This window comes from Antrihabitans stalactiti (genome assembly GCF_012932915.1).
Classification (GTDB): Bacteria; Actinomycetota; Actinomycetes; order Mycobacteriales; family Mycobacteriaceae; genus Antrihabitans; species Antrihabitans stalactiti.
Map to the genome: position 1 here is coordinate 180,262 of NZ_VCQU01000009.1, position 13,296 is coordinate 193,557.

At 63.7% G+C, this 13,296-nt stretch carries 11 protein-coding genes; 3 read left to right on the forward strand and 8 right to left on the reverse strand.

The window, feature by feature from the left end:
- Complete coding sequence (locus tag FGL95_RS23850; RefSeq protein WP_169591647.1) at positions 1–2,058, forward strand: prolyl oligopeptidase family serine peptidase; 2,058 nt, start codon at positions 1–3, stop codon at positions 2,056–2,058.
- Positions 2,059–2,061: 3 nt separating this feature from the next.
- Here FGL95_RS23850 and FGL95_RS23855 read toward each other — a convergent pair whose 3' ends face one another.
- Positions 2,062–2,919: an alpha/beta fold hydrolase gene (locus FGL95_RS23855; RefSeq protein ID WP_169591650.1), complete on the reverse strand. Its 858-nt coding sequence runs from the start codon at positions 2,917–2,919 to the stop codon at positions 2,062–2,064.
- A 59-nt stretch (positions 2,920–2,978) separates the two neighbouring features.
- Positions 2,979–3,923, reverse strand: a complete 945-nt coding sequence (gene ppk2 / locus FGL95_RS23860) for a polyphosphate kinase 2 (RefSeq protein WP_420838080.1) — start codon at positions 3,921–3,923, stop codon at positions 2,979–2,981.
- A 130-nt stretch (positions 3,924–4,053) separates the two neighbouring features.
- Here ppk2 and FGL95_RS23865 point away from each other — a divergent pair, with 130 nt between their 5' ends.
- Complete coding sequence (locus FGL95_RS23865; RefSeq protein ID WP_169591653.1) at positions 4,054–4,257, forward strand: PspC domain-containing protein; 204 nt, start codon at positions 4,054–4,056, stop codon at positions 4,255–4,257.
- A 7-nt stretch (positions 4,258–4,264) separates the two neighbouring features.
- Here the strand turns inward: FGL95_RS23865 and FGL95_RS23870 are convergent, their stop codons facing one another.
- The 3 genes from FGL95_RS23870 to FGL95_RS23880 all read right to left on the reverse strand — a co-directional run bounded on the left by FGL95_RS23870 (position 4,265) and on the right by FGL95_RS23880 (position 7,875).
- Entirely contained in the window at positions 4,265–4,900 is a 636-nt protein-coding gene (locus FGL95_RS23870) for a TetR/AcrR family transcriptional regulator (protein ID WP_338080002.1), read from the reverse strand.
- A gap of 165 nt (positions 4,901–5,065) precedes the next feature.
- Positions 5,066–6,691 carry a chaperonin GroEL gene (gene groL, locus FGL95_RS23875; protein ID WP_169591658.1) on the reverse strand — a complete coding sequence of 542 codons (1,626 nt, stop codon included), beginning with the start codon at positions 6,689–6,691 and terminating at the stop codon, positions 5,066–5,068.
- A 146-nt stretch (positions 6,692–6,837) separates the two neighbouring features.
- Positions 6,838–7,875 carry a DMT family transporter gene (locus tag FGL95_RS23880; protein WP_240963251.1) on the reverse strand — a complete coding sequence of 346 codons (1,038 nt, stop codon included), beginning with the start codon at positions 7,873–7,875 and terminating at the stop codon, positions 6,838–6,840.
- Here FGL95_RS23880 and FGL95_RS23885 point away from each other — a divergent pair.
- Entirely contained in the window at positions 7,859–9,661 is a 1,803-nt protein-coding gene (locus FGL95_RS23885; RefSeq protein ID WP_169591661.1) for a glycosyltransferase family protein, read from the forward strand. The two genes, FGL95_RS23880 and FGL95_RS23885, sit on opposite strands and share 17 nt — an antisense overlap.
- A 3-nt stretch (positions 9,662–9,664) precedes the next feature.
- Here the strand turns inward: FGL95_RS23885 and FGL95_RS23890 are convergent, their stop codons facing one another.
- From FGL95_RS23890 to FGL95_RS23900, 3 genes are read right to left on the reverse strand one after another with little or no spacing between them, the layout of a single operon-like run.
- A complete protein-coding gene (locus tag FGL95_RS23890; protein ID WP_169591664.1) occupies positions 9,665–10,003 on the reverse strand; it encodes a UBP-type zinc finger domain-containing protein in 339 nt (112 codons plus the stop codon).
- Positions 9,990–11,438, reverse strand: a complete 1,449-nt coding sequence (locus FGL95_RS23895) for an ATP-binding protein (protein ID WP_169591666.1) — start codon at positions 11,436–11,438, stop codon at positions 9,990–9,992. The genes FGL95_RS23890 and FGL95_RS23895 overlap by 14 nt, the downstream gene beginning before the upstream one ends.
- 11 nt (positions 11,439–11,449) lie before the next feature.
- Positions 11,450–13,144: an FAD-dependent oxidoreductase gene (locus FGL95_RS23900; RefSeq protein WP_169591669.1), complete on the reverse strand. Its 1,695-nt coding sequence runs from the start codon at positions 13,142–13,144 to the stop codon at positions 11,450–11,452.
- Positions 13,145–13,296: the final 152 nt, after the last annotated feature.

The following is a 13,296-nucleotide window of genomic DNA, read 5'->3' on the forward strand; positions in this document are numbered from 1 at the left end:
ATGGGTGCCGTGAGTGACGATCCCTATCTGTGGCTAGAGGCTGTCGAAGACGAGGAAGCGCTCGGCTGGGTCCGTGAGCGCAACGCCCGCACGACGGCGTTGTTCGCCGCGGGCGAGCAATTCACCGAGCTCGAAGACCGGCTGCTCGCAATGCTGGATGCCGACGAGCGGATACCGCTGCCTGGCCGTCGCGGCAAATTTCTGTACAACTTCTGGCGCGACGCACAGCACACGCGTGGGCTCTGGCGCCGGACGTCGCCCGAGGAGTACCGCAAAGACGAACCCGACTGGGACGTTCTGATCGATCTCGACGCGCTGTCCGACGCTGAGGACGAGAACTGGGTCTGGGCCGGAGCCAGCGTCTTTCGACCGGATCAGCACCGCGCGCTGGTCGAACTCTCCCGCGGCGGCGCCGACGCCGGCGTCGTTCGTGAATTCGATATGGCGACGCGCACATTCATCGATCCCGAGGATGGCGGGTTCTACTTGCCTGAGGCGAAGTCGTCGGTCAGCTGGATCGATCCCGACACCGTCTATGTCGGAACAGATTTCGGCGAAGGCTCACTCACCGAGTCCGGCTATCCGCGGATCGCGAAACGTTGGCGTCGCGGTACCGCACTGGCCGACGCCGAGACTGTGTTCGAGGGTCGGGCGGCCGATATCTCCATCTCCGCAGGATTCGACCGTACGCCCGGCTTCGAGCGCCATTACGTTTCCCGTTCGACCGACTTCTTCAACCACGAGATCTATATCCAGCGCGCGGACGGTTCGCTCGAGCAGCTCGACACACCCAGCGATGCCGGCGAATCCTGGTACAAGAGCTGGCTCTTCGTTCGAACCAAGAGCCCATGGGATGTCGGTGGCAACCAATTTCCGACCGGCGCCCTGCTCGCTATCGATTTCGACTCATTCCTCGCAGGCGAGCGAGATTTCGACATTCTGTTTCTGCCGGACGCGCACACGTCGCTCTACCAGTACACCTGGACCGAGAACCACGTACTCCTGGTGACGCTTTCGGATGTGCAGACCAAGCTGTTCGTCGTCACACCCGGAACGGACGGCTGGACGACCGTGCCGCTCACCGATGCACCCGAGATGGCGTCGACCTCCGTCCTGACCGTCGACCCGCTCGAAAGCGGCGACGAGTTCATGCTGACGAGCAGTGGCTTCACCAATCCCACAACGCTTCTCGCGGGCTCGGTCGGCGCAGACCTCGTTGCCATCAAGCAGCAACCCCACTACTTCGACGCCGAAGGTGTTGTGACCGAGCAGTTCTTCGCACAATCGCTGGACGGCACTATGATTCCGTATTTCGTTGTGCGGCAGGCGAACGCAACCGGTCCAACCTTGTTGGGCGGCTACGGCGGTTTCGAGGTCTCCCGGACGCCGGGGTACAACGGCAGCAACGGAATCGGCTGGCTGTCGCGTGGCGGCATCTCGGTGACGGCGAACATTCGCGGCGGCGGCGAATACGGACCCGAGTGGCACACACAGGCTCAGAAGGCCGGACGACACAAGGTGTACGAGGATTTCGCCGCGGTCGCAACGGATTTGGTCACGCGCGGCATCACAACACCTGATCAACTCGGCGCGGTCGGCGGCAGCAACGGCGGACTTCTGATGGGAGTCATGCTCACGCAGTACCCGAAGTTGTTCGGCGCGTTGGTCTGCCAGGTCCCGCTGCTGGACATGAAGCGCTATCACCTACTCCTCGCCGGAGCGTCGTGGGTGGCCGAATACGGCGATCCCGACGACCCCGCCGAGTGGGACTTCATCAAGCAGTACTCGCCGTATCAGAACGTCGCCCGCGATGCGGACTACCCGCCGATCCTGCTGACGACCTCCACCCGCGACGACCGCGTCCACCCCGGTCACGCACGGAAAATGGCTGCGCGGCTGGAGAAATACGGTCACCGCGTCTGGTATTACGAGAACATCGAAGGCGGTCACGGCGGCGCGTCGAACAACGCGCAGATGGCATTCCAGTCGGCGTTGATCTACGAATTCCTGTGGGACCGCCTCAACCCCCGTGCGCGCGTCTCACCCCCACAGGGGTGAAAATCACGCACGGTCCCGGAGCCAGGTTTCGATTCGATCGACGGTAGAGGCGGAGTTTCGAATCCAGCCGTTGTGTCCCAAGGGTTCCGGCTGATGCCACGTCGTCACGTCGGCATTGGGCACCTTGCCGTAGAGGTGCGCCGCCGATTCTGCCGGTGCGACATCATCGCCCTCGATGGAGATGGACAGAATGGGCAGCTTCAGCCGCGAGATCCGCTCTTCGTAATCGATGTCGGCGTCGGTGGGGTCGAACTTTCCGGTCCGTGCCAGACGCGCCCAGTCGGCGATGAGCACCTTCGACTGCCGACCGAAACCGCCGACTCGATCACCCGGCCAGAATCCGGCGATGTTCGCGGTCAACGACATTGCGGCGGAACCGGCCAGCACCTTCGGCGACCACGGTCCGGTGAAACTCCGGTAATAAGGCGTGCCCGACGCGACGAGGATCATCCCGCCGAGTCGTCCGCGAATACGAGCCGCGTACAGCAAGCCCACCTGTCCACCGAAGCTGTGACCGAGCAGGTAAGGCGTGCTGTCCGGAAAGCGCTCCCGCACAACCTCGAACATCGCCGGGAAGTCGACGGACGCGAGTTCGTGGTAGCCATAGCGGCTGTCGCGCGTCGGCCTCGGTCGGCTGTCGCCTTGACCTCGCAGTTCGACGACGGCGACGTCGAAACCTCGAGACGCCAGGTCCGTAGCGAAGACGTCGTAGTAACCGCCCGGAATGCCCAGGCCTGGAACCACGACGACCACCGGCCGCGGCGCATCAGGCGTCGGCGGATGGCAATGCGGTCCGTTGGCAGGGAAAAGCCAGACCGGAGACGTACTGCCGTCCGGCATTTGGATCTGAACCGTCTCCACGACACGAGCCTAGAACTGTGCGCGAATTTCACCCCTGCAGGGGTGAGACGCGCGCACGGTTACTCGGCTATGACGTCACGCGCGCGGCCGACGATCAGCGGATCGGCTTGACCGACGATCTCCTCGTCCCGGTTGTCGTACTCGAACCGATTCAGGACGTGCCGCATCGCGTTGAGACGGGCGCGCTTCTTGTCGTTGCTCTTGACGACGGTCCATGGTGCGAAGTCGGTATCGGTGGCGCGGAAGTTCTCTTCCTTGGCCGAGGTGTAGCGGTCCCACTTGTCGAGGGAAGCGAGGTCCATCGGGGATAGCTTCCACTGCCGCACCGGGTCGACCTGCCGGATCGCGAACCGCGTGCGCTGCTCCAGTTGCGACACCGAGAACCAGAACTTGACGAGGTGAATGCCGTCGTCGACGAGCATCTGCTCGAAGAGTGGGACCTGACGGATGAAGCGCTCGTGCTGCTCGTCGGTGCAGAAGCCCATGACCCGCTCGACGCCCGCGCGGTTGTACCAAGAGCGGTCGAAGAACACCATCTCCCCAGCTGCAGGCAAGTGGTCGACGTAGCGCTGGAAGTACCACTGCGTCGACTCCCGGACCGACGGCTTTTCGAGTGCGACGACCTTGGCTCCGCGCGGATTCAGGTGTTCCATGAACCGCTTGATGGTGCCGCCCTTACCTGCGGCATCGCGACCCTCGAAGACGATGACCATCCGACCACCGGTGGCTTTGATCCAGTTCTGTAGTTTCAGCAGTTCGATCTGCAACAGCCGCTTGCTCATCTCGTACTCCGAGCGCGACATCCGGTGGTCGTACGGGTAACCCTCACGCCACGTATCGACGATCACGCCGTCGGGATGCGTCAGCAGAACGGGATCGTCGTCATCGTCATCGTCGACCGCGAAGCCGGACGTGTCCGCGAGATCCACCGCGGTACGCAGATCGGCGATGGCACTCAAGTATTTGATCTCGGCAACGTCGGGTCGCGCAGCAAGCTCGGTCACCAGCGGAAAATTAGTCGGCACAGACGTCGCCGTGGTGAACGAGCGATGAACGCGTGGTCGGGAATTTCAGGGTGCAGATCAGGGTCAATCCCGATGTTGCGCGCGGACCGCCCCAGACAGACTGGGACACATGACATTCGAAACGCAACCCGCCCGCCCGTTCGTCCGTTCCAGTTCCGACCGTTGGGTCGCCGGTGTGTGCGCCGGCCTCGCCGACTACTTCGGGCTGGACCCTAGCCTGGTCCGCGCAGCTGTTGTCGTCGGTTCGCTGTTCTCGTTCGGAACAGTCGCGCTGCTCTACATCGCAGCGTGGATCCTGATGCCGGAAGCCTGAAAGCCGGTCAGGTAGTTGCGCCGATCGCGCCGATCAGGGTCCGCGTCAGGACCCTGATCACGTCTTCCAGTGACGGGCGCGGATCGGCCATGCTCCAGTCGTACAGGACGTAGTTGACCGCGCCCAGCAGCGCACTCACCCGCATCTCGTAGTCGCCTGCCGGAATTTCGCCATGAGTGGCGGCATCCTCGGCGGCGTGGGCAATCAATCCGCTCCAGATCTTGCGCTGCTGGAGCCGATACTGCTCGACCCTCGGACTTGCTCCGACGGCCTCGACGATCGCGACCTTGGCTCGCCGAGGGTCCGTACCAATTGACCTGATGTAGGCACGCGTGCACGCCTCGACCATGCGCGTGACGCCGTCGTTCGCGGTTGCCGCAAGTGCCATCGCGACCGCCTGTCGCGAGTCTGCCTCGATCGTGTCGAACAGCTCGATGAGCAGCGCTTCACGCCCGGCGAACTCTTCGTAGAACTGCCTCGAAGACAGTCCGGCAGCTTTGCAGATTGCACCGACCGAACTGTTCGAATAGCCGTCGCGCGAAAACACGGTCAGACCCGACTCGAGGAAACGCTCTCGGCGCTGCCTTTGTCGGTCTTCGATCGGGAGGCCCGCATAGGTGCGGCCGACTGATACGTGCGTCACACCCAAAACCATACCCAATGCCCGGTATGAATAGATATAGCAGTCTTCATGTTTGTCAAGGACGCTCGAAAGATACGGCGAAATAGAGATCCATACGGACCAGAGCCAAGAAAAGGGCCGGCCTGCCCAACGGCAGACCGACCCTTTTGTCGTACTGGGGTGGACTTAGAAGTCCATACCGCCCATGCCGCCGGTCGGGTCGCCCGCGGGCGCTCCGGCCTTCTCCGGCTTGTCGGCGACAACGGCTTCGGTCGTCAGGAACAGAGCCGCGATCGACGCTGCGTTCTGCAGTGCCGAGCGGGTGACCTTGACCGGGTCGTTGATGCCGGCCTTGAGCAGGTCCTCGTACTCGTTGGTGTCGGCGTTGAGGCCGTGACCTGCGGGGAGACCGCGAACCTTCTCGGCTACGACGCCAGGCTCGAGGCCCGCGTTGTAGGCGATCTGCTTCAGCGGTGCTTCGAGGGCTACGCGCACGATGTTCGCGCCCGTTGCCTCGTCGCCGACGAGCTTGAGGTCGTCGAGAGCAGGCGCTGCCTGCAGCAGGGCCACGCCACCACCGGCGACGATGCCCTCTTCGACGGCTGCCTTGGCGTTACGCACGGCATCTTCGATGCGGTGCTTGCGCTCCTTCAGCTCGACCTCGGTGGCTGCGCCCGCCTTGATGACTGCAACGCCGCCGGCCAGCTTGGCCAGGCGCTCCTGCAGCTTCTCGCGGTCGTAGTCCGAGTCGCTGTTCTCGATCTCGGCGCGGATCTGCGCGACGCGACCCTTGATGGCTTCGGCATCGCCGGCGCCTTCGACGATCGTGGTCTCGTCCTTGGTGACGACAACCTTGCGCGCCTGTCCGAGGAGCTCGATGCCTGCGGTCTCCAGCGAGAGGCCGACCTCTTCGCTGATGACCTCGCCACCGGTGAGGATGGCGATGTCGGCGAGCTGCGCCTTGCGACGGTCACCGAAGCCAGGCGCCTTGACGGCGACGGACTTGAAGGTGCCACGGATCTTGTTGACGACGAGGGTCGACAGCGCTTCGCCCTCGACATCTTCGGCGATGATCAGGAGCGGCTTGCCGGCCTGGATGACCTTCTCCAGCAACGGAAGCAGGTCCTTGACCGTCGACACCTTGGAGCTGACGAGGAGGATGTAGGGATCCTCCAGGACGGCTTCCTGACGCTCGGCGTCGGTGGCGAAGTAGCCCGAGATGTAGCCCTTGTCGAAGCGCATGCCCTCGGTGAGCTCGAGCTGCAGGCCGAAGGTGTTGGACTCCTCGACCGTGATGACGCCTTCCTTGCCGACCTTGTCCATGGCCTCGGCGATGAGCTCGCCGATGGACGGGTCGCCTGCGGAAATGCCAGCAGTGGCGGCGATTTGTTCCTTGGTCTCGACCTCGACGGCGTCGCGAAGCAGGCGAGCCGTGACGGCCTCGACGGCCTTCTCGATGCCGCGCTTCAGGCCGAGCGGGTTGGCGCCGGCTGCGACGTTGCGCAGGCCTTCGCGAACCAGCGCCTGGGCGAGAACGGTAGCGGTGGTGGTGCCGTCACCTGCGACGTCGTCGGTCTTCTTGGCGACCTCTTTGACGAGCTCGGCACCGATCTTCTCGTAAGGGTCGTCCAGCTCGATCTCCTTGGCGATGGAAACACCATCGTTGGTGATCGTGGGGGCGCCCCACTTCTTCTCCAGAACGACGTTGCGACCCTTGGGGCCCAACGTCACCTTGACTGCGTCGGCGAGGGCATTGAGTCCCCGCTCGAGGCCGCGACGGGCCTCTTCGTCGAACGCGATGATCTTGGCCATTGCGAAGTGATCCTCCGGAACATTGAGGTTGACACGCAGGACGAGCCTCTTGGGGTCGTCCCATACAAGCTGCTGGCCAGGCGCGGTGCCCGCGACGGACGCTCGGGCGTGTCAATTGCCCGACCTCACCGGTCCCGACCTGGCACTCACGGTTCGAGAGTGCCAACTGCCTTTTTAGCACTCGGGTGTGGCGAGTGCAAGGTCGGGACCGGGTCCACCTCGACGGAATCGCGTGCCATGGCAATCGTGGCGGCGACCATCACGATCACGGCGATGATGAGGATCGCGGACACGGCGGCGCCGGCACCGAGGTATTCGCCGAGCACGAGGAATCCCAGCGTGGTGGCAACGACGGGCTCGGCAACGGTCGATGCGGGCAGCGAAGCCTGTAGCGAACCTGCCTGATACGCGTTCTGCTGCATCACCGTCGCGGTGAGGCCGACGACGACGAGGGCGTAGGTCTCCCCCGACGTGAACAGCGCGCCCAGCCCACCACCGGCATGTGCAACGACGCCCTTGGTCAGCACGGCGGCGACGCCGAACAAGGCGCCTGCGATGACACCGAGAAGCAACGCCCGCCGCGGACCCGGGTTGCGCCGCGCGATCAGCAAGCAGAACGCGACGACCGGCAACCCGACGGCCCCGATGATCGCCCAGTGCTCGGCTTCGGCGTGTTCGCGCCCTGGCTTCGGGTCCCCCAGCACGACCAACATCGCGACCGACGTCGTGAGCGCGGCCGCCCACCCCCACTCGGCGACGCTGATCCGGCGTTGGCCGGACAACACACCGAGCAGCAAGGCGAACAGCAGCGACGTGACCAGCAGAGGCTGAACCAGCAGGATCGACCCCTTGCCGAGCGCTGCAGCCTGGAACACGTAGCCGAAGACGCCGACGATCGTGCCGAACCACCAGATGGGCGAACGAGTGAGTGAACCGACGGCACCGAGTGCACCGAGATCGTCGTCGGGAATCTTCGCGGCGGCACGTTGCCGAACTACCGCGCCCACGGCGATACACAGCGCCGCTATCAGCGCAAAAGCGACAGCCAGGACTTGATGGGACATTCCGGACAGAATACCGCCGGTCACCGACATCTTGGGGAATTGCCAGGAACGACCTGTACCGTGGACCGCTGGCCACGAATCGATACGTCCGGGAAAGTAGGAGATGACCCCAACCAGCATCGCGGGACCTCTGCTCGAAAGACCGCCCACACGGGCGGGCGTCGAAACGTCCCGAAGCTGGTGGCAGCGGATCCGAGCCCGATGGTCACGCGCAGACGCGCTGGTTGCCCTCACATTCCTGACGCTGGCCGTGTTCGTACTGCACCGGCAGTGGCGCAATCTCGACAACGGCTACCTGGTCAAGAGCGGTCAGGACCAGACCATGTGGGAGTGGTTCTTCGCTGTCGCAGCGCATTCGGTCGCGAACTTCGAGAACCCGCTGGGTACAACGCTGCAGAACCAGCCGCTCGGCGTGAACATGATGGCCAACACCGCCATGTTCAGCGTGAGCATCCCGTTTGCACCGGTCACACTCCTCTTCGGCCCGACCGCTACGTTCGTCACGGTCCTCACTCTCGGACTCTGTGGGACGGCATTCGCCTGGTACTGGCTGTTGTCGCGATACGTCGTCGATTCCCGCCTCGCCGCCGCGGTGGGCGGACTTGTCTGCGGCTTCGCGCCGGCGATGATCTCGCATGCGAACGCGCATCCCAACTTCGTCTGCCTTTTCCTCTTCCCGCTGATCATCGCGGCAATCCTGCGACTGTCCACCGACGGCCGATGGGTGCGTGACGGACTTGTGCTGGGATTTCTCCTCGCAGTCCAGATCGGCCTCGGCGAGGAACCGCTGCTCATCTTCGCCTTCGGATTCCCGCTCTTCGTGCTCGTCTACGCACTCCACACACCGCGAGACGGGCTCGCCCGATTCGCAACAATGGTCCGGCCGCTCGCCGTCGCAGCTGTGACCGCGTTCGCGCTGACCGGGATCGCGCTCTGGTACCAATTCTTCGGTCCGCAGAGCTACGGCGCTGTCGACCACAGCCGCTCGAGCAACGACGTCAAATCGCTCTTCCAGTTCCCGTCCGAGTCGCTGGGTGGGTGGTTCGCTCCCGGCCAGAACGTCGCTATCAACCCGACCGAACAGAACGCGTACCTCGGCTGGCCACTGCTCGGCGTCGTTGCGATCGTTGCGGTGTGGCTGTGGCGAGACCGGCTTGTTCGCGCGGCGACGGTGACGTTGGTGGCAATGATCGTGCTGTCACTCGGATCGGAACTTGTGATCGGCGGCGAGCACACGGGCATCACGATGCCGTGGCAGTACGTTGCGCACCTGCCGCTGCTCGAATCGCTGCTCGAGACGCGGTTCATCCTGGCGGCGATACCCGCGATCGCGATCATGCTCGCGGTCGCGACCCAGCGGGCGCTGGCCTCGCGCGCCACGCAGGTGTTCTGGTTCGGCGCGTTGCTGATCGCGCTGGTCCCGCTCGCACCGACACCGCTGCCGATCGTCGACCGCGGCGAAACCCCCGAATTCTTCACCGACGGCGCCTGGCAGAGCTACGTCACCGACGGCTCGGTCGTCGTTGTGCCGATCCCCAATCCGCAAGACGCACGCGCGCTGAGATGGCAGGGCGCTAGCGACTTCGGCTTCTCGATCGCGGGCGGCTATTTCGTCGGCCCGACCGGCACGGGTCACAACAAGGGCAATTACGGACCGCTTCCCCGCCCTACCGCCGATCTACTCGCCAAGGTGCAACGGACCGGAACGGTCCCGCCGATCGATGACGCGATCCGCGCGGACGCCGCCGATGATCTCCGGTTCTGGCGCGCCGACGTGGTGGTCCTGCCCCATACCCAGAATCAGGACGCGATCCGGCTGACTGTCCAACTATTGCTCGGCGAACCAGGCCGTCCCGTCGACGACGTATGGGTCTGGGACGTGCGGACGCCCCAACAATCTGTGTAAAGCTCAGTGGATGTGGCTGCGCCAGTCGCTCGGTACGCGCTCCGCCGGACCAGGGGCTGTCTGATCTACCGGATGGTGCGCCGGACCGACTAGTTCGGGACCCTCGTACATCTTGTTGGTCTCGTAGTTCCAGAACCAGTTCTCCCCGGGCTCGTAGCTCTGTACGAAGGGATGCCCACTGGTCGCGGCATGCTTCGTCGCGTGTTGCTCGGGTGAAGTGTCGCAACAGCCGACGTGACCACATTGGGCACAGCGCCGAAGGTGCACCCACCATCCGCCTGCTTCGTCGCAATCCACACAGCCCGGACCGCTCGGCGGCACCGCTGGATCAATCCCCTGCATCAGTCTCTCCTTCGGGTGCGGTCAACGGCAGGCGCACGATGAATCGCGTATTGCCGGGCTCTGATTCGACTCTGATATCGCCGTGGTGCTTCTTGACGACAATGCGGAACGAGATGTCCAGGCCGAGGCCCGTCCCTTCACCGACCGGCTTGGTGGTGAAGAACGGCTCGAAGATCCGATTCTTGATCTCATCGGGCACGCCCGGCCCGGTATCGACGATTTCGACTGCGACACAGTCGTTTTCCTTGTAGGTGCGCACAGTCAAGGTGCCTACACCGCCCATTGCACCGACGGCGTTGTCGATCAAATTGGTCCACACCTGATTCAGCTCGGCGGAGTAGCACGGCAGCAAGGGCAAACTGCGGTCGTAGTCCTTGACGATCTTGATGTCATCGCCGATCTTGCGGGCAAGCATCACGAGCGTGCTGTCGAGCAACTCGTGCACGTCGACCACCTGGAACGGCGCGCGGTCCATTTGCGAATACTGCTTCGCGGCGCCGACGAGCTCCGAAATCCGTTTCGTCGAATCGGCGATCTCGTTCATCAGCAATTCGGTCTCGATGGTGTAGTTCAGCCACCGGACAGCGCCTTCGAGCAATCCCGTCGTCTCGATTTCGACCGATCCTCGGACTCGTTCGAGCCAGTCGCTGTCGATCCCAGCCTGCACGAAATTCGGGGCGAGGTCCCAGCCGCCGGCAATGCCCTGCTCTTCGAACCATTCGCCTAGTTCGTCTTCGCGGTCGGCTTCCTCCATCGGCGTCATCGTCGGAGCCTTGGCAACCATCTCGGCGGCCTCCTCCTGAATACGCATCAGCACGTCCAACGTCTCGGTCGAGAATTTGCCCTTCGACAGCAGGCCGAGTTTGTGCCGCATACCTGCGACACGTTCCCGGAGCGACGACGTAGCGCGGACCGCAGCTGCGGCGGGGTTGTTCAACTCGTGGGTCAAGCCGGCGGACAGCTGGCCGAGCGCGAGTAGCCGCTCTCGCTGGTCGATGATCTGGCGCGAGTTCCTGTTGCCGAAGAAGATGCCCTCGAGTAGGTGGACCGCCATCGGGAACCATTCCTGCATCATCTGCGCGAAAATCTGCGCGTCCAGCACGTAGAAGCGCGTCGGCTTGATGACGTACATGGACGCGGCGTACTTCTGCTCCACCCGATCGCCCAGATAGGCACCCCACGCGCCGGAGTACGAGCCTCGATGACTCGTGCGTACGGTCTCGATCTCTTCGCCGCCGGAAAGCTTCGTGAGCGTGATCTCACCCTCGATCATCACGTAGAAGCAGGTCGCGGTATCGCCCTCACGAAACACCGGGCCCGGCTCGAACAGTTCGATCCTGCCGTCGCGGCAGAGCCACGCGAGTTGTTCGTCGTCGAGTTTCTCGAACAGGAACAGCGTTCGTAATTCTTCAGGGTTACAAGCGAGTTCACTCATGGCAGCTTCCTTTACGGCTTTGCCAAATACTTGTGGACGAGCATGACTGCCATTGCTCCTTCGCCGACCGCGGATGCGACGCGTTTCGCGGAGTCCGCATGCACATCTCCTGCGACGAAAACCCCTGGGACACTCGTTTCCAGGTGGTGTGGCGGCCGATCGAGCGACCAACCCGGCGGTCGGGAGCGCCCGACCAACAGGTCGGAGCCGGCGAGGACGAATCCGCGCGAATCCCTTTCGATGACGCCATCGAGCCACTCCGTTCCGGGGGCAGCACCGATGAACAAGAACAACCATTGCGCGTCGACTATTTCTTCGGTTCCGGAATTGTTGTCCCGAAGGGTGATCCGCTCCAGATGATCGGCACCTTCGACCCCGACGACCTCCGAGCACGAGCGAACACGGACGTTGTCGATCTGCTCGAGCTGTTGAATCAGATAGTGCGACATCGAATCTTCCAACGAAGGTGCTCGTACCACGATCGTCACCGAGCGTGCGCTTCGCGAGAGATAGACGGCAGCTTGTCCGGCCGAGTTCGCGCCACCGACGATGTAGATGTCCTCGTCCGCGCAGCGTGGCGCTTCCGTCATCGCGGAGCCGTAGAACACACCGCGGCCGGTGAAGTCGTCGATACCCGGTGCGGGATGGCGTCGATACATCACACCGGTTGCGACGATCACCGTGTGCGCGGCAAGGCTGTCGCCGTCGGCGAACCGAACCGTCCGCGCGGAACCGTTCACTTCGAGTCCGACAACCTCGCGAGTGGTGAGGACCTCCGCGCCGAACTTGGATGCCTGCCTGCGGGCGCGGTCCGCGAGTTGGCCGCCCGACACTCCGTCGGGAAATCCGAGATAGTTCTCGATCCGCGAACTCTGCCCCGCCTGGCCGCCGGTCGCCGTGCGCTCGACCAGCACGGTCCGCAAACCCTCGGATGCACCGTAGACGGCCGCACCCAATCCGGCTGGGCCACCACCGATCACGATCAGATCGTAGAAGTCTTTCGACGGAATTGTTGCCAGTCCGACGTGTTCGGCAAGTTCTGCGTCGGTCGGGTCGACCAAAGGCTGCCCGCCCGCCGTGATCACGACGGGAAGATGGTCGGCGTCAGCGCGAGCTGCCTCGAGCAACCGGATCCCTTCCGGCTCGTCGGACATGTACCAGCGATACGGTAATTGGTTGCGCGCCAGAAACTCTCGCACTTCCGAGGATCGCGCCGACCACCGATGCCCGACGACCTTCGTCTCGGTGATCGGCCGCTGGTCGGTGCACAGCCACGCGTCGAGTTGCGCGTCCATCACCGGATACAGCTTCTCTTCCGGCGGGTCCCAGGGCTTGAGTAGATAGTGGTCGAGATCGACGACGTTGATCGCATTGATCGCGGCGTCGGTGTCTGCGTAGGCCGTCAGCAGCACGCGTCGCGCGTAGGGGTGTAGATCCATCGCCTGTTCGAGGAACTCGATGCCGTCCATGCCCGGCATCCGATAATCGGCAAGCAACACCGCGACAGGCTGGCCGCGCAACTTCATTTCACGCAGCGCCGTGAGGGCGGCTTCACCGGATTGGGCGCGCACGATTCGATAGTTCTCGCCGTAGCGGCGGCGAAGGTCGCGGACCACGGCGCGGGATACACCCGGGTCGTCGTCGACGCTCAGAATCGCAGGCTTGAATTGTGTGGCTGGCTCATTGGGAGTGCGGGGTTCCGTCACACAACGAGTATGCCGCGCTCCGTCACACTCGGTGGTGCAGAACCTGGTCGATCTCTCTGGGCGTAAGAAGGCGTTCGAGCTTCTCGCTCGGCCAAGTCGTGGGATTGCCGCGCATGCGCGCGGACTTCAGTAGTGGCAGGGACTGCTCGCTA

Coding starts and splice junctions, on each gene's coding strand:
- FGL95_RS23885 (WP_169591661.1), top strand. CDS start 7,859: ATGACCCCAACCAGCATCGCGGGACCTCTGCTCGAAAGACCGCCCACA.
- FGL95_RS23865 (WP_169591653.1), top strand. CDS start 4,054: ATGACATTCGAAACGCAACCCGCCCGCCCGTTCGTCCGTTCCAGTTCC.
- FGL95_RS23880 (WP_240963251.1), bottom strand. CDS start 7,875: ATGCTGGTTGGGGTCATCTCCTACTTTCCCGGACGTATCGATTCGTGG.
- groL (WP_169591658.1), bottom strand. CDS start 6,691: ATGGCCAAGATCATCGCGTTCGACGAAGAGGCCCGTCGCGGCCTCGAG.
- FGL95_RS23890 (WP_169591664.1), bottom strand. CDS start 10,003: ATGCAGGGGATTGATCCAGCGGTGCCGCCGAGCGGTCCGGGCTGTGTG.
- FGL95_RS23850 (WP_169591647.1), top strand. CDS start 1: ATGGGTGCCGTGAGTGACGATCCCTATCTGTGGCTAGAGGCTGTCGAA.
- FGL95_RS23895 (WP_169591666.1), bottom strand. CDS start 11,438: ATGAGTGAACTCGCTTGTAACCCTGAAGAATTACGAACGCTGTTCCTG.